This window comes from Undibacterium sp. SXout7W (genome assembly GCF_049339385.1).
Classification (GTDB): domain Bacteria; phylum Pseudomonadota; class Gammaproteobacteria; order Burkholderiales; family Burkholderiaceae_D; genus Undibacterium.
This window is the reverse complement of sequence record NZ_JBMPPF010000001.1, coordinates 506945-532403: the sequence shown is the minus strand read 5'-3', so window position 1 is coordinate 532403 and position 25459 is coordinate 506945. Positions and strand designations below refer to the sequence as shown.

Here is a 25459-nt window from a genome sequence, read left to right as displayed (position 1 = left end):
CTGCGATGAAAAGATCTGAAGCACTTAGCATTATTATCGAACAGGCCAAACGTGGTGAGCTGGTGTTTCCGACAAATGTCGCTGCTTCACTGAAAGTCCAGGAGGCGCTTGATGATCCAGATTGCAGCATTGATAATGCCGCCAAGCTGGTACTTAACGAACCCTTACTCGCTTCGCGCGTTGTCGCGATTGCCAATTCAGCGGCTTATAACCGAGGTAACGATGTCACCAATGTCAAAGCTGCCATTGGTCGGGTCGGTTTCCGTATTCTGCGGGCGATTGTTGCGTCATTGGTCATGCGACAACTCGCTGGCACCAGCAAAAATAATCAGGTCAAACGCATCATGAACCAGCTCTGGCAGCACAGTGCGCAAGTCGCATCGCTGTCACGCGTGATTGCACGACGCATTACCAAAGTAGATCCTGATACGGCAATGTTTGCGGGCATCGTGCATGAAGTTGGTAATTTTTACCTGCTGTCCAGGGTCGATGAATATCCGGAATTGATCGATTTTGACAGCCCGGAAGAAGAAACCGATACCTTGGAATTACCCACATTTTCGGATACGGTCATAGAAAGAGAAGCGGCAGAAGCAATGATTGGTCGCGCCGTGTTACACAGTCTGAAGCTGCCGCAGCAAGTGACAGAGGCGGTAGAAGCACTCTGGTATGGACTGCGCGCCATGCCGCCAGAAACACTGGGGGACACGCTATTACTGGCCAATGAGCTGGCATCAAGTCGATCACCACTCGATCTTCACTCTTACACAGAACCGGAAAACTACACTTCAGAAATTGATTTCGTGGTGGGTGATGGAACGCTGAGCAGCATCCTGGAGGAATCTGCTGAAGAAGTGAGTACATTGACCTCGGCATTATCAATCTGAACCAGATCAATACCGTTACTTGCTTACCGAGGTCGTTATTAGTTACCTTGGCAATATTATTCTTTAATAAAATGCTGACGGTAGTATTTCAGTTCCTCAATCGATTCAATGATATCGGCCAATGCTGTATGTTTTTGATGCTTTTTAAAACCAGTGGCCAGTTCAGGCTTCCAGCGACGGCATAATTCTTTCAGTGTCGATACATCCAGATTGCGGTAATGAAAGAATGCTTCCAGCTTAGGCATACCGCGCACCATAAAACGTCTGTCCTGACAAATAGTGTTGCCACACATCGGTGATTTTCCTGCTGGAACAAACGGTTTCAAAAATGCAATCAGCGCATTTTCGGCATCGGATTCACTGATTGTCGACGCCTTCACCTTATCAATCAGACCAGAGCGTCCATGCGTACCTTTATTCCATGCATCCATTTTATCCAGCACTTCATCGGGCTGGTGAATAGCGAACACGGGACCTTCCGCCAACACATTTAATTGGGAGTCAGTAACAACGACTGCTACTTCGATAATGCGATCGGTATCAGGATCAAGACCCGTCATTTCCATATCAACCCAGATCAGGTTCATCTCATTTGGACGCGCCGGAATCACGGCATTTGCTTGCATGTCGGTAGCTTGTGACATAATTCTTCCTTAGCTTTTTTTCGAATGTCACATTTTCCCATGATTTCAGCCACCTTTTCGGTTTTATTCATCTCCTTTCTGTTGCTGACACTGATCGTACAATTTTGGCTAGCGTCCCGCCACATTCGCCATATTTTGCGACATCGGTCTGTCGTTCCAGCCCAGTTTGCAGAAAAAATTCCGCTGGCAGCACATCAAAAAGCAGCTGACTATACCATTGCCAAAACCAAGCTTGGACTGGTATCACTGATACTGAATGCGGTGGTGCTGATGGGTTTTACCCTGTTTGGCGGCCTGCAATTGTTATCTGTCAGTCTGTTAAAGCTGGCCGGTCCAGGCATGCTGTATCAAATCAGCTTAATTGGTGCATTTGCACTGATCAGTAGCCTGATTGAATTGCCCCTGTCTTATTATTCGCAATTTGTACTTGAGGCCAGGTTTGGGTTTAATAAAATGACTCCCGCATTGTTTTTCACAGACATGCTAAAAAGTACATTCCTTGGCGCTGCCATTGGTTTGCCGCTGATCTGGGTTGTGCTGACACTAATGGAAAAGTCCGGTGCGCTGTGGTGGCTGTACGCGTGGGTGGTCTGGAGTGGTTTTCAGTTGCTGATGATGCTACTGTATCCCACCGTGATTGCTCCTTTATTTAATAAATTTACTCCCCTTGAGGACGATAGCTTGCGTCAACGTATTGAGGGATTGATGCAACGCGTCGGTTTCGCCTCTCAGGGTTTATTTGTCATGGACGGGTCTAAACGCAGTGCGCATGGCAATGCTTATTTTTCAGGTTTTGGAGCAGCAAAACGTATTGTCTTTTTTGATACATTACTCTCCCGTCTGGCACCTGCTGAGATTGAAGCCGTACTCGCACATGAACTTGGACATTTCAAGCTCAAACATATCGTGAAACGGATTATCGTCATTTTTCTTGTATCGCTGGCCTTTCTGGCGCTGCTGGGCTACCTGAAAGAACAAGTCTGGTTTTATACAGGGCTGGGTGTCGACCCTATGTTACTGGCTAAAAACGATGCTATGGCATTCATCCTGTTCATGCTCGCCTTACCCGTGTTTACATTTTTATTCTCGCCTCTGACATCAATCAGTTCGCGCACACATGAATTTGAGGCAGATGCCTTTGCTGCCCGCTACACCAATGCAGATGATCTGGTAGCGGCACTGGTCAAGTTATATGAGGATAACGCCTCTACACTGACCCCTGATCCATTACACTCGGCGTTTTACGATTCACATCCGCCAGCCACAGTACGCATCAATAAGTTATTAGCAGTCTAAACAGGAATGATCATGATAAAAACCAGTGATTTATTAGCAAAAAAATCCCAACATACAGAGACAGGACTAGACGACAGCGCGCTGGCGAACTATTTCCCAGCAACACCAGGCTGGACACAGGATGGGCCACGGATCGTTAAAACTTATCAGTTCAAAAATTATTACGAAACGCTGGCGTTTATTAATGCCATTGCTTACGTTATTCACGCAGAAGATCATCATCCTGAACTTGTTGTGACCTATAACAAGTGCATTATCAAATTTGATACCCATACCGTGAATGATGGAAAAGGTGGAATTTCAATCAACGACTTTATTTGCGCAGCCAAGGTCGATGCCATTTTTGAGCAAAGTTTTTCCTGATGGCACGCCTGCAAGGTCTGGTGATTGCGGCGCATGGCCGCCACTATCTGATACAGGCCGACATTGACGGTAGCCAGCAAAAACTACATTGCGTAACTCGCGGCAAAAAAAGTGATGTTTCCGTTGGTGATGTTGTCGAATTTGCCCTGACATCTAAAAATCAGGGCGTGATTGAAGCCATCACTCCGCGCAAGACCTTGCTGTATCGCTCCGATCAATATAAGTCAAAAATGCTGGCTGCCAACCTGACACAATTACTGATTGTTGTCGCGACAGAACCCAGCTTTACCGATGATCTGGTATCACGCGCCCTGGTCGCGGCTGAATCGTCCGGTATTAAGCCGCATCTGATACTGAATAAGGTGGATGTCACCGACTCCCTGCCTAAAGCACGTGAGCGGGTTGGCTTATATGAGAAACTTGGTTATCCGGTACATGAAGTGTCCGCCAAAGCAGACCCGCAAAAAACCAGACAGATCATGGAAGACCTGATGCGTGACCAAAGTACGATACTGATCGGTCAATCAGGTATGGGTAAATCATCGCTGATCAATCTTTTGATTCCAGATGCTGAAATTGCCACCAGAGAAATTTCAGCCGCCCTTGATACCGGTAAACATACAACGACATTTACCAGACTGTATCAAATGGATTCACATTCGTATGTCATCGATTCTCCCGGATTTCAGGAGTTTGGATTACATCATTTAAGTGAAGGCATGTTGGAAAGAGCCTTTCCTGAATTCATTCCACATCTGGGACACTGTAAGTTCTATAACTGTCATCACCATGCAGAACCCGGATGTGCCGTCTTAGCAGCAGTCAAGGATGGTTCAATTACGACGATGCGGCATGAATTATTTGAGCAGCTGGTGCACGAATCCGCACAGACCATCGGCTATTAACGACCACAGGACAAATGGTCGGTCTGTCACAGACGCGATAATGTTACGTACCCCTGCGAAGTAATAAGCACTAGGCCATCACTACCTACTACCTCTGCCATTCTACGTCGCAGGCCCTTCCAAAAATCGCCAATCCCGATTAACGATTTTTCGATAGAAACTGAGACCAGATCTGTTCTGAACGCGTCAGTGGCTTTTGCAGCATGCGCTCAGGAACCTCCCAGAGCAATACTTTGGGAGGTTCTTTCTGATAAGCTTTGCTACTTAAATACGCCATCGCGGATCCTTCAAAATCTCCTCCGTCTTTTGCCATATTGGCGACTGGCGCGCCGAGAAACTGACTCAACAATGGCACGAAATTCGATGCACGTGCAAAAGAGGTTCCCACCAGTGCTACCGTTGGCAAACCTGTATCTCCAAACAAATCATCGCTGGCAACGCTGACAGGAGCCACGGTACTTTGTTGCGTTGTATCTGCTGGCGGGCGCAGCCAGGCTGGCAGGCCGTCAAAGTTAGCAACACGGATCAGATCACCCGAACGCTCGACCATGCGCGACTGTATAGCACCAGAAGGTATTGGTGATGCAGGTTTATCCACCAGATGTAAGGCCTGTAGACGCTGAGCAATGGCTCGGGCAGCAGAGTCAGCACCAGACTCATTCCAATGAGAATCCGTACGGTAATAACGCTCGCCGGGTGTCTCATTCAATGCCACTCTGAGATCAATCACCTCAATCTTCTGTTGACGTAGTGGGGTAATCCAGTCGTCGACCCTGTCCGCAAATCCAGGAGAGCGATGTAAGCCACATAAATGTGAGTGTTCTATCCTGGATTTATCAGGAACGACTGCCATCACTAGTTGAATACCACGCTTTTTCAATACGCTGTCTAATTTCGTTACGATGTCGGCACGTGCCAGCGCATTCTGTTTTGCCGCCGGGTATGGCGTTAATTCGTCGGCTAAAAATAACCAGCCGTCGCATCCGGTACGAACCGAAGTACCAGTATCGCCAGCAATACCCCACGTGACTGCTCTTTCGATATGAGCGAATGGTTTGCTGAGTAAAAAATGACTATTCAACTGTGTCGAAAAACGTCGTGTCGACTCCCCTTCCAGAATCCGACGTGGCTCTGACATTCCAGCCCAGTCCTTTTCTGCAACATCACGCAATGAAGTCATCGTTACGGCAAATCCAGCCACCAGAATCGAAGCAAAAGATACGGCAGGAATAAACCGCATCCAGCCTGCTTTTTTCATATCGAACGTAAAAGATTCCGTCATGTATGCCGCCTAAAACTGGAAATACAAGAAAGGGATGGCTTTCTGCCCCGCCAGAACAATCACAGCAAAAGCAAATGTCACGACGGGCCACACCATACTCCAGGACATGACGCCCAGACCGCCGCGTTTGGCAATATTGGTCGCTGGATATACTACGCACAGTAATCCGATAACAAATGTCAGCATCAGACTTGGTCGCAACGCCAGCGCAATCGCATCCCCCATCGCAAACCCGTGCAAACCGAACTGTCCTGCCCAGCAATCCATGGCGGTCGCAAAACTGTCTGCACGAAATACTGTCCATGCCAGCATCACGACGAATAACGTCAGGCTACGTGAAGCAAAATTTGGCATAGATAATCCACGCTGGGTAAACGCACGGTCACAGCATAATGCGCTACCGTGAATAATGCCCCAGATCAGATAATTCCAGTTTTCGCCACCATGCCATAAACCACCAATGGCCATGGTCAGCATCAGATTCAGATAAGTACGACCTAGGCTTCCACGATTACCACCAAGGCTGATGTACAAATAATCGCGTAGCCATGAGGACAGCGTCATGTGCCAGCGCCGCCAGAAATCTTGTATTGATACTGCAATATAAGGATGATTGAAATTTTCTTCAAAATGAAATCCCAACATTAATCCAAGCCCGATCGCCATTGCACTGTATCCAGCAAAATCAAAATAAAGCTGAAAAGTATAGGCAATACAACCAACCCAGGCGTCAATAAAACTGGGATTCTTCAGACCGAATGCGAGCGATACCAGTGGCGACAAAGTATCTGCAATCAGTACCTTCATGGAAAACCCGATCATGAAACGTCTGGCACCAACAGTAAATTGATCGGCTGAGAATACTCTTTCGCGAATTTCTTTATCGATGACCTTATAACGAACGATAGGTCCCGCGATCAGATGCGGAAACATTGCCATGTAAGCACTAAAAGAAATGAAACTGTATTGTGCTGGCACTGTTTTGCGACGAACATCGACAATATAAGAAATTGCATGCAAAACCGTGAAGGACAGGCCTATCGGTAGCATCAGATTTTCCCAGGGGATTACTGGTAAATCACGTCCGGTCAGAATGGTGTTCAGCGACGATACGACCATATTCGTGTATTTGTACCAAATCAGCGAAGCCAGATTCAGCACAATGGTTCCCGCCATCAACTGTGTTTTTAGCTTTTGATCCTGTGTTTTATCGATCAGGATACCTGCCCCCCATGCCAGAATCGTCAGGGCAATAATCAACAGAAGAAATTTGGGCGTCCACCACGCATAAAACAACCAACTGCCAAACAGCAATGTATGGTTGCGCCAGCGTTGTGGCGTCAGCAGATACAAGGCAAAAAACAGTGGAAGAAATAGCGTCAGGAATTCAAGAGAAGCAAATACCATAGCGACTGTCCGGATTCAGATCAGGATGTGCTGTCGCGGACAAAAAATGCCTGACGTCCATTTTTCCCTGACCACAAAATCACGCTGTAACGCTCCCCAGCTTGCAATTGGGTCATGTCCACGGATTTTCCTGCTGGCTTTCCGGAACAACTCACTTGCACAGCCAGATTCACAGGATTGATCAAACGACGCTCAACTGCCTGTGGTTTCACTGCCTCAAAAATGGAAGCATTTTTTGCACCGCCAACCAGACCTGCGCTGGAGCATGTGGCATCTGTATTCAGCAAGGCTACAGAAGACCGCATGGCATTAAATTCAGCCGGCGCTTCGCGTATCAGATTACTTTCAAGTGCGTTCGGTTTTCCCGTGATCGCAATAGTAATAAATTCACCAGGCTTTGCCGTTACATCAACCGTAATCTTGCCCGCCCCCGCCTGCACTGTCGCTGTCAACTTGCTCCCCGCCTTCACTGGATAAAACCGTGATACTCGCGCATCATTTTGCGTACCCAGAGCAACTTTTGCCGTGCCATTGATCAAATTGAGTTTATCGTCACTCGCATTCAGGAATCGGACAAAAGACGAATCCTGACCCGGACCTGTTTCATATAAAGGATTATCTGCATGCGCAGCGAAGGAGAGGATAGAAACCAGACAAGCGACAAGTGTTTTTTTCATTTTTAGCCGAAGTAAGAAACCAAAGAAGCCAATAGAAGCAGAGGACAAACAGCATGAGGTCAGCGCGTGACCCCATACTCTGATCAGAATTAACGTTTGATCGTATTTAAGACAGCTGGAGAGGAAATCGCATTTCCAATGGCCGCACCCCAGTTTTTATAACCAACACCATCCAGATGCTGACCGTCGATCGTCCCCCATTCGCCAGGTTTGGACATTTTTTGTGAATCTATATATACGCAAGGTGCCACAATTTCAGACAGATAGCCGGACATTTCCTTGGCGCGGGCAAATGTCTTATTGAAGACGCCGCCTTCAGTACCCCATGCCGGGCCAACCCATGCACATGCAACACCGTTGTTTTTGACGCCTTTGGTCAGACGGGAAACCTGCTGCCAGATCCAGGTTTTTGGCAGTTCTGGTGCAGAATACGATGCCATCGTATCCGCGTTAACCACGACCACCAAATTAGGTTTGTAAGTTTTTACCAGTTCATTAAACGGACGCGTCATCGCTTCCTGTCCCGTTTTAACTTCTAACGGCCCATCCTTGATGCGAGTAGCGCCACCGCAAGAAGACTGGCTCTTCACCATCCAGTCCCCCGCTGCCACACCACAAGCGCCAAACGAATACACAACAGCACCTTTATTCATTAAGTCGTCATGCAATGTCGTAATCAGATAATCGGGATTAGACATATGGCTATCGCCGATAATCAGGACTGTCAGTCCGGCAAGAAGTGCGCTCATAATATGTATCAATAATAATATTAAATATGATAGGAAATGCTTTATTGCAATTCAGTTAATATTCAGTCATGGCGACACATCTCAGAAAGCTCACATTACAACAAAGCAATCAGCATTTATCGACACCTGTTTTATATGACATGAAAATAGAATAAAAACATTGTTTTTCAGCAAATTAATTATAGCTGCTGTTCCATTATAAATTCGATACCCGCATTTTTTGCTGCCAGACAAACAAGTTTCTGTATCAGATGACGATATTTTTTCTGATTGACGGCGATTCACAATTACGGCTATGTTGTAGGGCTGAACTATTCAGAATCAATCGTTTTCATTTATATGAAATAAAAGCGATTTAAAACATTTTCCAAATTGCCACTTTCCCGAATTTATATGGGAAAGGCAGTTTAATCCCTTATAATGAAGCAGTTATGACAAGCGGCGGCAGGCTAAACTTGCTGCCCGTTTTATTTATGGCTATCAAACATTTCCTGCAATTCTCCGATTTCACCCTTTCTGAATTTGAATATGTGATGCAACGTGCTCGCATCATCAAACAACGATTTAAGGCTTATCAGACTTACCATCCGTTGCTGGACAGAACTCTGGTCATGGTTTTCGAGAAAAATTCCACACGCACCCGCTTGTCGTTTGAAGCAGGTATGCATCAACTCGGCGGCGCGGCGATTTATCTCAATACCCGCGACAGCCAACTTGGCCGGGGAGAACCTGTTGAAGACGCAGGCCAGGTGATGTCCCGCATGTGCGACATCATCATGATCCGCACGTTTGAGCAGGAAATGATAGAGCGCTTTGCGGCGAATTCGCGCGTTCCAGTCATCAACGGTTTAACGAATCAGCACCATCCTTGCCAGGTATTGGCTGATGTATTTACCTACATCGAACATCGTGGCTCGATCACAGGCAAAAAAGTGGCATGGATAGGTGACGCTAACAACATGCTGTATTCATGGTTGCAAGCGGCTCAGATATTCAACTTCCATCTGCACATTTCCACGCCCAAAGGCTACGATATGGATATGTCGCTGGTCACTGCCGATCCGTCTCAGTACACCCTGTTTGACAGTCCTTCAGACGCTTGCGAAGGCGTACATCTGGTCAATACGGATGTCTGGACCAGCATGGGATATGAGGACGAAAATCAGGCACGGCTAAAGGCATTCGATGGCTGGATCGTCGATGAAGCAAAAATGGCACGCGCGAATCCGGAGGCATTGTTCATGCATTGCCTGCCTGCACATCGGGGTGAAGAAGTTTCAGCAGGTGTGATTGACGGCCCACAATCGGTCGTATGGGATGAGGCAGAAAACCGCCTTCACGTACAAAAGGCATTATTGGAATATCTGGTTGTTGGCGAAATTCGCTGATACTTTTTTTGTACAGGTATTCAGGGTATTCAGGGTATTCAGGGTATTCAGGGTATTCAGGGTATTCAGGGTATTCAGGGTATTCAGGGTATTCAGGAGCGACTGGAACCGGCCACAATCAATCAACGATGAAAATTTATCATTGGCATTAATTGTCGTCACCAATCTGCTCACTCCCACATTGAAGTAATAAATTTAAATAAAAAATTTAAATACAAATTTAAGCAACAAGTAACGTTAATTCGAAAGCACACTATGAGCGATGTTAAAAAAGTCGTCCTCGCCTACTCTGGCGGTTTGGATACCTCAGTCATTTTGAAATGGCTGCAAGACAATTATCAATGTGAAATCGTCACTTTTACCGCAGATCTGGGCCAGGGCGAAGAACTCGAACCGGCACGCGCTAAAGCACTGAAATTCGGTATCAAGCCAGAAAATATTTATATCGACGACGTACGTGAAGAATTCGTACGCGATTTCGTGTTCCCGATGTTCCGTGCAAACACCATCTATGAAGGTGAATATCTGCTGGGTACGTCGATTGCACGTCCGTTGATCGCTAAACGCCTGATCGAAATTGCAAAAGAAACTGGCGCAGACACGATCTCTCATGGCGCGACAGGCAAAGGCAATGATCAGGTGCGTTTCGAACTTGGTGCATATGCATTGATGCCGAATGTTAAAGTGATTGCCCCTTGGCGTGAGTGGGATTTGTTATCCCGTGAAAAACTGATGAAATACGCGGAAGATGCCGGTATTGAAATCGATCAGAAACACAAAAATGGTGGCGCACCGTACTCCATGGATGCCAACCTGCTGCACATCAGTTTTGAAGGCCGTCATCTGGAAAATCCAAGTGCCGAAGCCGAAGAATCCATGTGGCGCTGGACAGTCAGCCCAGAAGCAGCACCAGATCAACCAGAATACCTGGATGTGGAATTTGAGCGCGGTGATATCGTTGCACTCAATGGTGTTCGCATGTCACCAGCCACAGTACTGACCGAACTGAACCGTCTCGGTGGTAAACACGGCATCGGTCGTCTGGATCTGGTTGAAAATCGCTATGTCGGCATGAAATCACGCGGCTGCTATGAAACACCTGGCGGCACCATCATGTTGCGGGCACACCGTGCAATTGAATCCATCACGCTGGATCGTGAAGTCGCCCATCTGAAAGATGACCTGATGCCACGTTATGCCAGCCTGATTTATAACGGCTACTGGTGGGCACCAGAGCGCGTGGCTCTGCAAACATTGATCGATCACACACAACAAACGGTCAATGGCTGGGTACGCCTGAAATTGTACAAAGGTAACGTGATCACAGTATCCCGTGACTCTAAAACAGATTCGCTGTTCGACATGAACATCGCGACTTTTGATGAAGACGGCGGCGCTTATAACCAGGCGGACGCAGGTGGCTTTATCAAACTCAACGCATTACGTATGCGTATCGCGGCGAACGCTCGCGCAAAACGCAGCTAATTGTATGGGCTAAGTGTGATTGATCACATTTAGCTTTATACGATGGTGCGTCTCATTTAATTAAAATTAATTAAAGTTAATTTAGCGGCCTGCCCAGTCATTGTGCAGGCCGTTTTTCCGGAGTAATTATGACTACCCAATTTGATCAGGTCAGCGTCGTTAAAAAAGCTAATATTTACTTTGACGGCAAATGTGTTTCCCATAGTGTTCTGTTTGTAGATGGCACCAAAAAAACGATCGGCGTGATTTTTCCATCCAGCCTGGTATTCAACACCGCAGCAGCAGAAATCATGGAATTGAATGCAGGTAAATGCAAGATTCGTCTGCAAGGTGACAGTGACTGGTCTACCTATGAAGGCGGACAACAATTTAACGTACCAGCCAATTCCAGCTTTGAAATTGAAACACTGGAAACGCTGGATTACGTTTGCCATTTTGTCTGAGGTCTGAGGTCTGAGATAAAAGCAAGCGGGATTCATCGGATATTCGTCAAGATGAATCTTCCAAAAAAAATGGCGCAGTTGATCTGCGCCATTTTTCATGATCATGCCAGGCTATGGCACGCCAAATTTCTCAGTGTAAAGTACGGATCAGCGATCCTGATCGTGACCACGTCCGCGGCCATGACCTTCACCGCGCTCACCCTCGCGCCGATCACCATGATTGTCCCCACGGTTATCTCCGCGATTTTCGCCCCGATAATTACCCCGATCATCACCGCGATGCTCGTCATTACGTCCGCGACTATGCTCCTCGTTCCAGCCAGAACGTTCTCTGATCTGCGGGGCATAAACATTGTTGTACCAGTTTTCCTGTACAAAATAGACTTTTCTGCCACAGGCATCATAGCGTGCGCAATGTTTGCTCCAGTTTTTGGCATGCCCAGGTGGTACACGAAGGTATAAAGGCTGCTCAATATAACCGACAACAGGACGCTGAATGATCATAGGATTGCTATAAATCACTTGTGGTCTCTGCACATTGCCAATATCAATGCGCCCGTAAAAACCTGGTTCACCGACAGTGACGGAGACACCAACATCCGCTGCCATGGCAGAACCTGCCACCGCCAGCGCTAAAAGAGCAATTACATATTTTTTCATGATGACTTCCTTTTCTTTATAGTACATCAACGTTGCGGGCCTGAATGACGATGACAAGAACGCATGAAAGAAATGTAATCAGATGTAAGGTTAGTACTTACGCAAAACCGCCCCAGCGGCGTTATGGCGCCTTGTCGTACAAGCGTACTGCCTTCGTCGCCATGGTGTAGTCGGAAATTCAGACAACATGTTGTCTGCCGACGCAACGGACTCCCCTTGCAAGGGGAGTCTCCTGAGCACCAAATGCTGTTTTGCCTTGCTGGAACAATTTTGCGTAAGTCCTGAAGGTAAGTCATCAGACTTTCGCTACTTTACGAAAATCCCTCGGGCGAAAGCCCATCACTGCCAGCGCAGCAAAGTAAGTAGCCGCGCAACAAATAATCACCAGCAACAACGCTGCGGCGCGTTTGAACGGTGTGTGTCGCATGGCAATCCATGAAAACTGATCTGACATCCAGAGTGCCACGCCCGCCATCAGCAACAAAGCAGCAAGGAGCTTAATTAAAAATGCCAGCCAGCCTTTTTGGGGATTAAAAATGCCACGCTCACGCAAACCCTTATACAGCAACATCGCATTCAGACAAGCGCCCAACCCGACTGATAATGCCAGCCCGGCATGCGCAAACAGGGGAACAAACAAGACATTCAGCATCTGAGTAGAAATCATGACTGTCAGGGCAATTTTGACCGGAGTGCGGATGTCCTGACGCGCATAAAATCCCGGTGCCAGAATTTTGACGACAATCAGGCCAATCAACCCCACGCCATAAGCAATCAGGGCGTTGGAAGTCATCTGCACGGAATGTGCATCGTATCTGGCATGATGATAGAGCGTACTGGTCAGCGCCTCAGGGATCGTAGCTAAAGCAACGGCAGCGGGCATTGCCAGCAAGAATGTAAGACGCAAACCCCAGTCAAGCAAAGCGGAATACTCGGTCATATCCCCATCAGAATTCGCCTTGGATAAGCCTGGCAATAAAATAGTACCCAGCGCTACGCCCAACAACGCGGTAGGAAACTCCATCAGGCGATCTGCATTTCCCAGCCAGGTGGTACTGCCTGCGGGCAAACTGGAAGCAATACTGGTATTAATCAGGATACTGATCTGCGACGCTGATACAGCCAGAATCGCCGGGATCATATTGCGGATAATGCGTCGTACACCTTCATCCTGCCATGCCGTGCCGAGCCGGAAACTAATCCTCGGCAGCATACCAATACGCACAAGTGCAGGCACCTGTATCGCCAGTTGCAATGCGCCGCCGACAAATACCGCAATCGCTAACGCATAGATGGGTTGATCCAGAAATGGTGCCAGAAACAGCGAGCCAGCAATCGAAGTCAGGTTATACAACACCGGTGTAAATGCCGGCACGCGGAATTCGCGCCAGGTATTCAGAATTCCACCGGCCAGCGCCACCATCGACATAAAGCCGATATAAGGGAACATGATGCGAGTCATGACCACGGTAGCGCTAAACACGTCTGTCTTCCCGACCAGACCATGTGCTGCAAAATATAAAATCAAAGGTGAGCCGACGATACCAAGCACGCACGTCAGTAACAGCGCCCAGGTCAGCAGAGTCGCGACATGGTCCACCAGATCTTTGGTCGCGGCGTCGCCCTGCCGGGTTTTATATTCGGCAAGGATAGGCACAAACGCCTGCGCGAATGCACCTTCGGCGAACAGGCGGCGTAGCAGATTGGGGATACGGAATGCAATGTTGAACGCATCTGTCAGCGCATTCGCGCCGAATTGACTGGCGATTAAAACATCACGGATCAAGCCCGTAATGCGGGACAACATCGTCATGCCACTCACGGCAGCAAGAGTCTTAAGTAAATTCATGGTGCGGCATTATATCTCGCACAGCAGCAATTATTCGTTGGCGTATATTCATCTATGCATTTTCCCGTCCAGCAAGTTGCATGAAAATACCGCTGACCGCTGTACGAAAGGCATGAAAAATCTTAGGACTTACGCAAAACTGCCCCAGCAGCGTTATGGCTCCTTATTGTACGAAGCTCTGTACAAGCACGTACTGCCTTCGTCGCCATGGTGTAGTCGGAAATTCAGACAACATGTTGTCTGCCTACGCAACGGACTCCCCTTGCAAGAGGAGTCTCCTGAGCACCAAATGCTGTTTTGCCTTGCCGGGACAATTTTGCGTAAGTCCTAAATCCGCACGATGCCCGATATTGCGCCGCCTTGATACAGGACTTTAGCGCCGGACTTGCATACAATAACGGCAGTCAATGTGCCTGCTTTTTATCTGGAGAAAATAATGCCCGGTTTTCGTCGCTTTACGCTCAGCCTCACACGCAGTCTGACATTCAGCCTCACACGCAATCTGATCCGCACCCTGAGCATGAGCCTGCTGCTGGCAAGCCAGCATGCCAGCGCTGTCTCGCTGCTGGAGCAAGCGGCTGCCAAGCTCGAAGCCAGTGGATTTCAAGGCGCAGCGATTGCAGCCAAAGGCGATAAAGTCTTACTGGAAAAATCCTTTGGTCAGTTTGGCGATACTAAACGCAGCTTCCGCTTTGCCTCGATTACCAAGCAGATGACCGCGATTCTGATTATGCAGGACGTTGAAGCAGGACGCTTGCAACTGGATCAACCTCTGGGCGCTTACTGGCCTGACTATCCCAATCAGCAAGCGAGAAATATTACCCTGCGCCAACTATTGACACACTATTCGGGCTTATACAATGAAAATGCGATTCCTGATTTTCATATGCTGCATGCCAACCGTGGCGACAATATGCAGACATTTGCCACAGAAATCTGCGCTGGCAAGATGAACAGCGCCCCTGGCAGCACGTTTGACTACAACAATTGCGATTACATGGTACTGGGCGCGTTACTGGAAAAACTACATCAGCAGCCATTTGCGCAGTTATTGCGAGAGCGCATTTTTAAACCTGCTGGCATGACTGCTTCCGGTCTGTATCACGCTGGCATGCAGGATCATCCTCAACATGTTCACGGTACGCTTGGCGGCAAACCAGAACCCGAAGTCAATTACGCCAGTTATGGCGCAGCTGGTTCGTCGTATGGTACCGCCAAGGATTTACTGGCGTTTGATCGTGCGTTCATCAAAGGTACTTATCTGTCGGAGAAAACACGCGCAGAAATGGTCAGGCCGAACAACGTGGGCGGTGCCATTGGTGTCTGGGCTTATCCGTTTAAAGGCGCGAATGAACAACAACCGACCATGATTGTTGAACGCCAGGGCTGGATTGCCGGTGTGCGCATCCTGAACCTGATTGATCTGCAATCAGAAAACGTGCTCATCCTGATCAGCACCAACGGCGATCTGGATTTATCCCAGACCTGGGCAAGTAAAGGGCCGGCCGCCGAGTTGCTGAAAGCCTTATTGCTGACTGGCAAGAAATAAAGATATCGGGTATTGGTCATCCGGCCATCCAGTCATCCCAGGCACGTTAAATGCAAAAAATATACTAGTGGGGAGTATTATTTCTACGCCTTTATTTACGTGGACAATAACTCGATAATGGCAGATACTCCCCTTTTTTATTCATAATACCCACTGAATACTCGTTAAATACTCGTTGAATATTCACTGAATCTTCATTGATTTGTAGTGATACAAACCCGAAGATTGCCAGTGGCAACTATCCCGATGTCCTTGTCGACGCTGATGCAGGCGTGGTGAGCGGCGCCAGAGCTGACGCTGATTCCTTCATTAACGACGTGGCAATCTGATGCGTATCCTTCAAGGTCTGCAACACTATATTCGAACGGATATCCAGTACGCCGGTCGTTTTATATAAACGCTCAAGCACAAAGCTGGAATAGTGTTTCAGGTTGCGGGCTCGCACACGCAGCAGATAATTGGCGTCGCCAGTGATGATGTAAGACCCAATCACTTCCGGCCATTGCTGCAAGGCCTGCGAAAAATTCTCATGCCATTGCTCCACATCGCGCCGCATCGTGACCTGCACAAAGGCATCCACCTCCAGCCCCACTTTTTCGGCATCAATCACCGCGCAGTAATGGTGAATAATGCCTGCCTCTTCCAGCATGCGCACTCGCCGCAGACAGGACGATGGCGACAAAAACACCTGATCAGCCAACTCCTGATTGCTGATGCGCCCATCGTTCTGTAGTTGTTGCAGAATTTTCAGATCCGTAGCATCGAGTTGCATAGGATGACTCCTTTTTAGCATGTTTGCGCAATACAAAATAAACATGACGCAATATATTTTAAAAATCGCATATTTATTCGAATTATATTCTACAAACCATGCTTTTTACGCTGCACTTTGCAAGGATTATTCAGGCAATCCGGCATAAAATCTCTTCCTATCAATCGCTGCCTATTCATCGCTGTCTATTCAAGGAAAGCACGCATGTCCACGTACAGAACCACATCCAGACAATTGTGGGATATCAGCCCTGCCATACAGCAGGGAATTCCGGTCTGGCCCGGTGATAGCGCCTATAGCGCAGAAACCACCTGGCAGATCGCCGATGGCTGTCCAGTCAAGGTCAGCAAGATCACCATGTCCACCCATACCGGCGCACATTGTGATGCACCGTCGCATTACGATGCTGACGGTAAAGCGATTGACGAAGTGGCGCTAGACACCTACATCGGCACCTGTCGCGTCATTCATTGCATCGGTGTAGCGCAAGTTCTGCCGGAACATATCAGCGCATTTCTGACAGACATACCGGCCAGAGTGTTGCTGCGCACTTACCAACAAGCACCGCAAATGCAATGGGATGAGGATTTTCCCAGCGTCGCAGTCGACACGATTACATTACTGGCGCAACACGGTGTCAGGCTGATCGGGATCGATAGTCCTTCGCTTGATCCGCAAGAATCAAAAACTCTCGATGCCCACCTGCAAATGAAAGCGCATCAAATGGCAATTCTGGAAGGCATTGTGCTCGACGAGGTGGTAGCGGGTGATTACGAACTCATTTGCCTGCCGCTGAAATTAAAAGGCCTTGATGCCAGCCCGGTACGCGCTATCTTGCGCGGCATCGACACCCCGTAACCGATACTCCGTAATCGATACCCCGCAACCGACACCCCTCATTCCCACATCACAACAGGAAACATTGAATGAACACACCAATTGACCGCGCTGCCTGTGAGCAGATGGATGCACTCGATTCTCTGGCCCATTTACGCGACGATTTTATCTTGCCGGAGGGCGTGATTTATCTGGATGGTAATTCGCTTGGTGCTCGCCCCAAAGCCTCATTAGAGCGCGCGCAGCAAGTGATCGCGCACGAGTGGGGTAACGACCTGATTACCAGCTGGAATACCGCCGGTTGGTTTGATCTGCCTTCGACTCTGGGTAACCAATTGGCTCCGTTGATCGGTGCGGCAAAGAATGAAGTTGTCGTCACGGATTCTACTTCCATCAATCTGTTCAAAGCGATTGCCGCTGCGCTGGAAATACAATCTGCCGATCCACAACGCAAGATCATCATTACCGAACGCAGCAACTTTCCTACCGACATTTACATGGCCGAGGGCATTACCCGCTGGCTGGATCACGGCTATCAGATTGTCCTGATCGATACACCAGAAGAGCTGGCCAGCGTCGTCAATGAACACACGGCGCTGGTGATGCTGACACATGTCAATTACCGTACTGGTTATCTGCACGATATGGCCGCAGTCACGCGCCTGATTCATGCGCACGGCGCACTCGCCTTATGGGATCTGGCGCATTCAGCGGGTGCAGTCCCGGTCGCGCTGAACGCAGCAGAGGCAGACTTTGCAGTGGGTTGCACGTATAAATATCTGAATGGCGGACCGGGTTCCCCGGCCTTTATCTGGGTACCAGAAAAACACCAGGCACATTTTCACCATCCACTGTCTGGCTGGTGGGGACATACCAGCCCGTTTGCGATGAATCCGGGTTTTACACCGACACCCGGAATACGCCGCGCACTGTGCGGGACCCAGCCGATGGTATCGCTGGCACTGGTCGGCTGTGGTCTGGACACCTTCGGGAAAACCGATATGCCAACCATCCGCCAAAAATCACTGGCGTTGACGGATTTATTCATCCAATTAGTAGAACAACGTTGCGCCAGCCATCCGCTGGAACTGGTGACGCCACGTGACCATGCGCAACGTGGTAGCCAGGTCAGCTTACGCCACCCGCATGCATATGCGGTCATACAAGCATTGATACGTCATGGCGTGATCGGCGATTACCGTGAACCCGCCATCATGCGCTTTGGTTTCACTCCGCTGTATGTCCGCTATACCGACGTCTGGGATGCAGTCGAGTCCTTGCGCACAATTCTCGATACTCAGGATTACGATGCCAACATGCAGCGTAATGCCGTGACCTGAGCGACCAGCATCTGCATGGGATAAGCGTTGAATCTGCGCTGATCACATGCAGAAAAATATCAACAATACTGGCAAACAATATCCAAGGAAGAACATGAGCAATCATCAAGACAATCAACACCATCAGAGCGGTCAAATCGATCAGAACACACAGGACAACAAGGGTAAATGCCCGATGTCGTGGCATGGTGCCAAAATGGATTTTTCGAACGACATGAGTTACGGCGATTATCTGGGCCTCGATCAGATTTTATCGGCACAACATCCGCGCTCGCCGAATCATAATGAAATGCTGTTCATCGTTCAGCACCAGACCAGTGAACTCTGGATCAAACTGATGCTGCATGAACTCCACGCGGTACGCACTCATATCCGACAACAGGATTTGCCACCGGCATTCAAGATGCTGTCGCGCGTAGCGCGTATCATGGATCAATTGGTCCATGCATGGGATGTTTTGTCCACCATGACACCAAGTGAATATACTGCGATCCGGCCCTATCTGGGCGCGTCATCCGGCTTTCAGTCGCATCAGTACCGCGAACTGGAATACCTGCTGGGCAATAAAAACGCCACCATGCTTGCCGTCCATGAGAGTAAGCCGGAAATCCATGCAACCTTGCACAGCGCCTTGTCTACACCGTCGATTTATGATGAAGCCATCATGCTGATGGCACGTCAGGGATTTGCCATTGATGCAGAACGTCTGCAACGCGACTGGACACAACCGACCAGCATCAATGAATCGGTCAAAGCCGCCTGGCTGCAAGTCTATCAGGCACCTGAACAACACTGGTCGCTGTACGAACTGGCTGAAAAACTGGTGGATATGGAAACCGCATTCCGCATCTGGCGATTCCGCCATGTCACCACTGTAGAACGCATCATCGGCTTTAAAACCGGCACCGGCGGTACTGCTGGCGTCAGTTATTTACGCAAAATGCTGGATGTCGTCTTGTTCCCGGAATTGTTTGCTCTGCGTACCGCACTATAAAAATGTAATTACATTGCAGACGGAGATGCTGGCTGCATGCGTTGCAATATCGCTTGCAGCGGCAACCAGCTCTCCGGATCAAGAATACCGTAGCTGCGCAACTGCTCGTTGTTTCTGACAGTGATCATCTGGGTGTTATTACTGCCGTTGCGTGAAAAACTGGCAAGCTCTCCTGTTCTGGCGGGTAACAACATCATCAGTTGCCCAACCAGTATTCCAAGGTGTACGTTATTCACGCAGACAATCAATACCTTGCAGTCATTATTGATCTGCGTTACCTGATTGTTTGTCAGCATACCAAGATCAAGCAACGGTAAGGTGCGTGAGTTCCAGATCAGCGTTCCAAGTTGCCCTGCATATCCTGCGCTGACGGCATCTATCTTCTCTGGCATGGCGATAATCGCTTGCAGCCAATGCAGGCCAATCGCCCAGACCTGCCCTGCTTGTACAACCACATGCGCATGACGGTGTCCGCGCTCTTTTTTACTGCTCACATCAGTCCGGCTCAATACACTCATGGGACAGGCATTGACCCAAACACTGCCATCGGCCAGAAATACTGAGCGCCCATCAGACAATTCCTGAGGCAGCTCCTGAACAGCACGCAAGATCGGATTCACTGGCAGCCCGGCAATGGCGGCCGTTTGGGCTGCAGACGTATCCAGTCGCATGACGGCATGTGCTGCATGCACCGGCAAACCAATACATCGCTCGTCATGCATCAGGATCACCAGCAGCAAGTCTGGAACTGGAGCTGAGTCCGTATCCGGTGCTTTGCGCGCTGTTTCGCCGGGTATATTGACCGGTAATAACGCGCCAGATAACTGTGCCAATCCCAGACTGACCATCGTATCCAGTACAGGAATATCACGCCCACGCCAATGCGTCATGCCCCGCCAACTCGCGTCGCTGCCAAGAACCTTCTGTACGTCTGGCATAGGAACCACACCCGCTACATACTGCGACTCGATACCGATGAGTTTGTCTGCAACGGCAAACAATGCATACGATCCATACAATCCATTCCGTGCAATTGTTGTTTGAGCAGATGCAGCTGGTATCCGCTCACCGTCGGCATCCATAGACTCCATCGCATCTGCCGCCCAGACCTGAGTCAGCTTTGCCAGTGCAGACACATCCAGCAAACCCACGCTGCTCTGCGCACCGTTTTGCTGCTGCAAGCGAATGGCACTATGAAATAATTCTTTTTCATCATCAGCCTGATGCAAGCGCTGTATCTGCGCGTCAGAAATCTTGTGCAGTCCATGAACAGCATCAATCACCATGCCAAATAACATGCCATTCTGCTTTAACACTAATACTTGCGCCGGCACGGCCTGCTGATCACCCGGCCACGGCAACCAACGACGTATATCCAGTAGCGGAAGCACCTGCCCGCGATACGGCAGAATACCCTCCATCGCGCTGTCGCGGCGCGGCATTTGCGTGATATCTGACGGCCGAAGAATTGCCTGCACCACATCCTCCAAAGGTACAGCAAACTGCAACTCATTCAACTGACACAAGATCACGTCAGACGGCAGGCAGCTTGTTGTAACGACAGCCGGAAAACTCATTTCAACTCCGTGGCCTGGTTCAATTGATTGAGCAACATTGCCACATGGCGCGTCGCTTCCGCTTGCTCTGAGGTAGCACTATGAATATTATTAATTGATTGCGTAGTATGTCCCATCGACTCAAGAATTCTGGCAAAAGAACTACCGACCTGCTCAGACAAACGCCCACCTTCATCCACTCTCGTCACGGTCTGCGTAATCAACTTGGCGATTTCGCGTGCGGCCAGGGTAGACTTTTCTGCCAACTTGCGAACCTCATCGGCTACCACAGAAAAACCCATTCCCTGCTCACCCGCACGCGCAGCCTCTATCGCAGCATTAAATGCCAGCAAATTCGTCTGACTCGCAATATCGGCAATGGTATTGATCATTTCGTTGATATCTTGCGAGGACTTCTGTATCGCATGAATGGATTCGCGCGAGCGTTGCAACACGTCATTTCCATCTGCAGCATAACGCTGTGTTTGATCTGCCAAATCACTGGAATGTTTGGAACTTTGAGAAATACTGACGATCGATGTCGATAACTCATCCAGCACGCGGGTAATAGATTCTACTTTCTCGCTGATCAATTGTTCTCGGAGTACCTGATCGCTGATGTCGAGCGCATATTTTACGATCTTGTAAGGCTTGCCATGCAAATCGAGGATAGGATTGTAAGTCGCTTGTATCCACACTTCTGAGTCATGTTTGCCAATACGTTTAAAGCGTCCATTTTTAAATTGTCCATCCGCCAGATCTGCCCAAAAATGACGATACTCTGCAGACTTGAGCAATGATGGCTCACAAAACATTTTATGATGCTGTCCAACGATTTCCTGATTGGTGTAACCCAGTGTACGCAAGAAATTATTATTAGCAGTCAACACATTACCTTGCAGATCAAATTCAATCACTGCCTGCGAACGCGACAACGCTGCCAGTTTCCCTTCAAATTCTGCCTGCTGTAATTTGGCGGCAGTGATGTCTGTGGCAAATTTGACGATACTTCGCGGATGACCATCTTCATCCATCACAGGGTTATACGAAGCCTGCAACCAGATATCTTTGCCGCCTTTGGCATAGCGATGGAATTCACCTGCATGCGTGTTACCCGCTGCCAGCAATCTCCAGAACTGGCTATATTCCATGCTGTCGACATCACTGTCAGCGCAAAATATCCGATGGTGCTGCCCAACGATTTCATCGAGTGCATATCCCATCACTGACAAAAATAACTCGTTGGCATGTAATACGCGTCCCTCCAGATCAAATTCAACCACTGCCTGAACACGGTTCAATGCATTGATCAGAGAGGATTGGAATGCGGCATTCTGTTGCGCTACCGGCTTTATCATTGCTGTTGATTGTTGTGCTGGCGTTCCCATGTTTACTGGCCTTCTTTTAAAATAGTCATCGTCTGGATAAGACGATATTATTAAATTAATACTATTTAACACAAGTTTATTACTCAGTTGAATAGACTTATTTGTTCATTTGCTGATCGATCTGTTTTTAATCTGCTTTCAATCGGTTTTTAACGCTGCATCAAATTTCTTGTCGGCACTCCGTCGGTTGGCTTATCAATTCTTTACATTCCAGTTTCAAAAGCAATTTATCCATTGGCATGCAAAACAGCCAGATGGGTCGTATTCATCGGATCCTGCGTGGCAACGGTATTTTCTATTTCGCTGTCAGTCATTTGACGTGGTACAACCGGTATGTCTGATGATGTTGACTGCAGCGATGCGGCAAATCCCTGCCGGAGTCGTTGCGTCGCGAGACGATTTTTCTGCGCTGTAATGTCCTGATGCACTCCAATGATGCGACGTAGATGTGATTGTTCATCCATGACAGGAATAATGATCGTATCCAGCCAATAGGCTTCTCCTGCAGGTGTGCGGTTGCAAAGCTCATGCCGCCAGGATTTTCCTCGGCGTAAGCTCTGCCACATACCTTCCCATAAGGCTTGGGGATATACGTCCGTACCGACAATGCTGTGCGGTTGACCTATCAACTCAGATTTACGATAACCACTGACGGCAACAAAGGCGTCGTTCACACGAATAATGGTGCCTGAGCTATCCGTTTCCGAAAGAATAGTGTGCTCGGTGAGGGCAGATATGACAGACAGTGTTTCACTCTTCGCGTCACGCTCACGGCGCAAGGCTTCGCGCTCAGCGCTGAGATCATGGATCGCCAACACGATACAAGGTTCTGTAACCATATCTTTGCCAGCTCGCGTCAAAGACACTTTGACGGGGAAAATTTTTCCCTGTTTATCATGCGCCAATAATTCACGTGTTTCAGGCAGTTTTGTCGATGTCATCAATACTCCGGGAACAGCAAACGCTTCATGATTGCCAGACTGGAATGCCTCAGAAAATTCTGACATCAGTATATTCACAGAACACCCGGTTAGCTCACTGCTCTCCCGGCTAAACATTCTCGCTGCTGCACGATTAGCAGAAACAATCACGTACTCCTGATTGAGTATGAACAAACCCTCTGAGCTACTCGACATCAGCAGCTTCATCCGCTCTTGCCCTTCATCAAAAATATGCGACATACGACGATACATCAGCGTGGCATGTGCCATGATGACCAACACGAACAACAGCAACGCACCGATCGCTGTTTCCAACGCAGTATGCAAAGATGCTGGCTGGTAATCCGCTTCCGCCACACCACTCAGCCGTATTGCTGATACTCCCAGATAATCATTACTGACAAACACCAACCCGGCCAACGCACCTGCTGTGACCTGGCGCCATACGTCATGCGATACTTCATGCGGGATAAGCTGAGAAAAAATTGCCGGCGGGGCATATTGCCGTCGCAATAGCCAGACACACGATGCCATAGTCACGATCAGGCAGATGCCCAGCCTCCAGCCATCGAATTGAAGTGTTGCCAGCATCTGCATGCTACTGGCAGCCATATATTGCATGGCTGCGATGCCAGCAGTTGCCAAAAGTCCTGCCAGCATTTCTGTTGGCAATAAGGCTGCCATCGCAACAGGTCTGACGAATTGGTCCATCATCAGCCAGGCGACACACACCGCCATCAACATGGAACCCGCCATCCAGCCTGCATCATATGTCACGCTGATTCCATAGTCGCTCGCCAACAACCCGAGAAATTGTCCACACCACAAACCACAACCAAGCACAAGCACACCACCTCCGTGCGCCACATCCTGATGCCACACATCAGTGACAGTGCGTGCCACCTTCACCAGATACACCACCAGCACGCCGCTGAGCATGGCGATCAGCAAGGACAGCACTACCACCATTGCATGCTGATGCGCAGCAAGCAGTGATATCTGTACATCAGGATGAACAATAAATTCGGTAGGCATAATTTGACGTGGCGATCATTATGTCGCTATTCTGATGGCGAATAATCCGCACGCCTTTGCCAGACCACCACGCGCCTTTGCTGGAAGGAAAAATCATCATTGCTGTTCGTGTTGAAGATCGGAATTACCTGGATAAAAAAATGCCAAATGAACAATTTCAATCAGATGTATTACGAGAACGACGGATTCTGATTGTCGATGATGACGAGGCTGCCCGAAAGTTGTTGGGATCGTACCTGCAACAACTGGGTTGTCGCATCTATCTGGCAAAGGATGGGCAGGACGCACTGCAAAAGGCGATACTCATCTTGCCGGACCTGATACTGATGGATGTCAGCATGCCCGTCTGCGATGGTTTGACTGCTTGCACGTTGCTTCAGCAAGAACCCCGTACGCAACATATCCCGCTGATTTTTCTGACCGCCGCTGTCATGCCCGAAGAACGGGTGCGGGGTTTGCTCGCCGGTGCGATTGATTACGTCAGCAAACCCTTTAATTTTGAAGAAATTCGCCTGCGGCTGACTGTCCATTTGCGGTTATTGCCTTCGACATTACCTCAGACATTGGCACCAATATCAGCCTCTATATCTGCCCCGATACTCAATACAAATAAACAGGCAGATAAAGAGGCGACCCCGATTACCAACAAAAGCCTTGCATCGAATCAATCGCATTTGCTTAATCGTTTGTTTCAAACTGCCAGTCATTACCTGTCAGAACATCTGTCAGATACTCCCGATCTGGAGCAATTGGCGCATCTGTCGGGAACGAATACGCGTCGACTGAACGAGGCATTCAAGCACTGCGTTGGCGTCACAGCATTTGAATATCTGCGTGAAGAACGAATGAAAGAAGCCTGCCGTTTGCTCAATACGACTCAGCAAGAAATCCAAACCATAGGACTGGAACTGGGTTTCACCAGCGGGGCCAATTTTGCGACCGCATTTAAAGAACGTTTTGGCATCTCGCCAACGCAGTTCCGACAAGGGCGCCAGAATGATCGCCTATAGTC

At 48.7% G+C, this 25459-nt stretch carries 23 protein-coding genes; 12 read left to right on the top strand and 11 right to left on the bottom strand.

Annotated elements, in window-relative coordinates:
* The first annotated feature begins 5 nt into the window (after positions 1-5).
* Positions 6-887 carry an HDOD domain-containing protein gene (locus ACO0LB_RS02325; protein WP_423046067.1) on the top strand — a complete coding sequence of 294 codons (882 nt, stop codon included), beginning with the start codon at positions 6-8 and terminating at the stop codon, positions 885-887.
* Between the two features lie 56 nt (positions 888-943).
* Here ACO0LB_RS02325 and orn read toward each other — a convergent pair whose 3' ends face one another.
* A complete protein-coding gene (orn, locus tag ACO0LB_RS02320; RefSeq protein ID WP_423046065.1) occupies positions 944-1531 on the bottom strand; it encodes an oligoribonuclease in 588 nt (195 codons plus the stop codon).
* Positions 1532-1570: 39 nt separating this feature from the next.
* Between orn and ACO0LB_RS02315 the strand changes: the two genes are divergently transcribed.
* From ACO0LB_RS02315 to rsgA, 3 genes are read left to right on the top strand one after another with little or no spacing between them, the layout of a single operon-like run.
* Positions 1571-2827, top strand: coding sequence for a M48 family metallopeptidase (locus ACO0LB_RS02315; RefSeq protein ID WP_423046063.1), 1257 nt, complete (start codon positions 1571-1573; stop codon positions 2825-2827).
* 12 nt (positions 2828-2839) lie between these two features.
* Positions 2840-3190, top strand: a complete 351-nt coding sequence (locus tag ACO0LB_RS02310; RefSeq protein ID WP_423046061.1) for a 4a-hydroxytetrahydrobiopterin dehydratase — start codon at positions 2840-2842, stop codon at positions 3188-3190.
* On the top strand, positions 3190-4095 hold the full coding sequence (gene rsgA / locus ACO0LB_RS02305) for a ribosome small subunit-dependent GTPase A (protein ID WP_423046059.1): 906 nt from the start codon (positions 3190-3192) through the stop codon (positions 4093-4095). The genes ACO0LB_RS02310 and rsgA overlap by 1 nt, the downstream gene beginning before the upstream one ends.
* A 139-nt stretch (positions 4096-4234) precedes the next feature.
* On the opposite strand, the gene ACO0LB_RS02300 is transcribed toward rsgA, so the two are convergent.
* The 4 genes from ACO0LB_RS02300 to ACO0LB_RS02285 all read right to left on the bottom strand — a co-directional run bounded on the left by ACO0LB_RS02300 (position 4235) and on the right by ACO0LB_RS02285 (position 8210).
* Positions 4235-5377, bottom strand: a complete 1143-nt coding sequence (locus ACO0LB_RS02300; RefSeq protein ID WP_423046057.1) for an alginate O-acetyltransferase AlgX-related protein — start codon at positions 5375-5377, stop codon at positions 4235-4237.
* A 9-nt stretch (positions 5378-5386) separates the two neighbouring features.
* The gene (locus ACO0LB_RS02295; RefSeq protein WP_423046055.1) at positions 5387-6784 is read right to left on the bottom strand and encodes an MBOAT family O-acyltransferase; all 1398 of its coding nucleotides are present in this window, start codon (positions 6782-6784) and stop codon (positions 5387-5389) included.
* A 20-nt stretch (positions 6785-6804) separates the two neighbouring features.
* Positions 6805-7461, bottom strand: a complete 657-nt coding sequence (locus tag ACO0LB_RS02290) for a hypothetical protein (protein ID WP_423046053.1) — start codon at positions 7459-7461, stop codon at positions 6805-6807.
* An 89-nt stretch (positions 7462-7550) separates the two neighbouring features.
* Positions 7551-8210 (bottom strand): SGNH/GDSL hydrolase family protein, encoded by a 660-nt coding sequence (locus ACO0LB_RS02285; protein ID WP_423046051.1) that lies wholly within the window; start codon positions 8208-8210, stop codon positions 7551-7553.
* A gap of 473 nt (positions 8211-8683) precedes the next feature.
* Here ACO0LB_RS02285 and argF point away from each other — a divergent pair, with 473 nt between their 5' ends.
* From argF to ACO0LB_RS02270, 3 genes are all read left to right on the top strand, one after another.
* Positions 8684-9598: an ornithine carbamoyltransferase gene (gene argF / locus ACO0LB_RS02280; RefSeq protein WP_423046049.1), complete on the top strand. Its 915-nt coding sequence runs from the start codon at positions 8684-8686 to the stop codon at positions 9596-9598.
* Positions 9599-9853: 255 nt separating this feature from the next.
* Positions 9854-11083 carry an argininosuccinate synthase gene (locus ACO0LB_RS02275; protein WP_423046047.1) on the top strand — a complete coding sequence of 410 codons (1230 nt, stop codon included), beginning with the start codon at positions 9854-9856 and terminating at the stop codon, positions 11081-11083.
* A gap of 128 nt (positions 11084-11211) precedes the next feature.
* Positions 11212-11526, top strand: a complete 315-nt coding sequence (locus ACO0LB_RS02270) for a pyrimidine/purine nucleoside phosphorylase (protein ID WP_423046045.1) — start codon at positions 11212-11214, stop codon at positions 11524-11526.
* Positions 11527-11673: 147 nt separating this feature from the next.
* Here ACO0LB_RS02270 and ACO0LB_RS02265 read toward each other — a convergent pair whose 3' ends face one another.
* Together ACO0LB_RS02265 and murJ are read right to left on the bottom strand one after the other, a co-directional pair.
* Entirely contained in the window at positions 11674-12186 is a 513-nt protein-coding gene (locus tag ACO0LB_RS02265; protein WP_423046043.1) for a hypothetical protein, read from the bottom strand.
* 295 nt (positions 12187-12481) lie between these two features.
* Positions 12482-14035: a murein biosynthesis integral membrane protein MurJ gene (murJ, locus tag ACO0LB_RS02260; RefSeq protein ID WP_423046041.1), complete on the bottom strand. Its 1554-nt coding sequence runs from the start codon at positions 14033-14035 to the stop codon at positions 12482-12484.
* A 436-nt stretch (positions 14036-14471) separates the two neighbouring features.
* Here murJ and ACO0LB_RS02255 point away from each other — a divergent pair, with 436 nt between their 5' ends.
* Complete coding sequence (locus ACO0LB_RS02255) at positions 14472-15584, top strand: serine hydrolase domain-containing protein (protein ID WP_423046039.1); 1113 nt, start codon at positions 14472-14474, stop codon at positions 15582-15584.
* A 238-nt stretch (positions 15585-15822) separates the two neighbouring features.
* Here ACO0LB_RS02255 and ACO0LB_RS02250 read toward each other — a convergent pair whose 3' ends face one another.
* The gene (locus tag ACO0LB_RS02250) at positions 15823-16356 is read right to left on the bottom strand and encodes an Lrp/AsnC family transcriptional regulator (RefSeq protein WP_423046037.1); all 534 of its coding nucleotides are present in this window, start codon (positions 16354-16356) and stop codon (positions 15823-15825) included.
* A 204-nt stretch (positions 16357-16560) separates the two neighbouring features.
* Here ACO0LB_RS02250 and kynB point away from each other — a divergent pair, with 204 nt between their 5' ends.
* The 3 genes from kynB (at position 16561) to kynA (ending at position 19527) form a co-directional block, all read left to right on the top strand.
* Positions 16561-17214: an arylformamidase gene (gene kynB, locus ACO0LB_RS02245; protein WP_423046035.1), complete on the top strand. Its 654-nt coding sequence runs from the start codon at positions 16561-16563 to the stop codon at positions 17212-17214.
* 68 nt (positions 17215-17282) lie between these two features.
* A complete protein-coding gene (kynU, locus tag ACO0LB_RS02240) occupies positions 17283-18533 on the top strand; it encodes a kynureninase (RefSeq protein ID WP_423046033.1) in 1251 nt (416 codons plus the stop codon).
* A gap of 175 nt (positions 18534-18708) precedes the next feature.
* Positions 18709-19527, top strand: a complete 819-nt coding sequence (gene kynA, locus ACO0LB_RS02235; RefSeq protein WP_423046138.1) for a tryptophan 2,3-dioxygenase — start codon at positions 18709-18711, stop codon at positions 19525-19527.
* 8 nt (positions 19528-19535) lie between these two features.
* On the opposite strand, the gene ACO0LB_RS02230 is transcribed toward kynA, so the two are convergent.
* From ACO0LB_RS02230 to ACO0LB_RS02220, 3 genes are all read right to left on the bottom strand, one after another.
* On the bottom strand, positions 19536-21104 hold the full coding sequence (locus ACO0LB_RS02230) for a chemotaxis protein CheW (protein WP_423046031.1): 1569 nt from the start codon (positions 21102-21104) through the stop codon (positions 19536-19538).
* Complete coding sequence (locus tag ACO0LB_RS02225) at positions 21101-22471, bottom strand: methyl-accepting chemotaxis protein (protein WP_423046029.1); 1371 nt, start codon at positions 22469-22471, stop codon at positions 21101-21103. Before ACO0LB_RS02225 ends, ACO0LB_RS02230 begins: the two co-directional genes overlap by 4 nt.
* Positions 22472-22698: 227 nt before the next feature.
* Positions 22699-24447, bottom strand: a complete 1749-nt coding sequence (locus ACO0LB_RS02220) for a PAS domain S-box protein (protein ID WP_423046027.1) — start codon at positions 24445-24447, stop codon at positions 22699-22701.
* A gap of 56 nt (positions 24448-24503) precedes the next feature.
* Here ACO0LB_RS02220 and ACO0LB_RS02215 point away from each other — a divergent pair, with 56 nt between their 5' ends.
* A complete protein-coding gene (locus ACO0LB_RS02215; RefSeq protein WP_423046025.1) occupies positions 24504-25457 on the top strand; it encodes a response regulator in 954 nt (317 codons plus the stop codon).
* Positions 25458-25459: the final 2 nt, after the last annotated feature.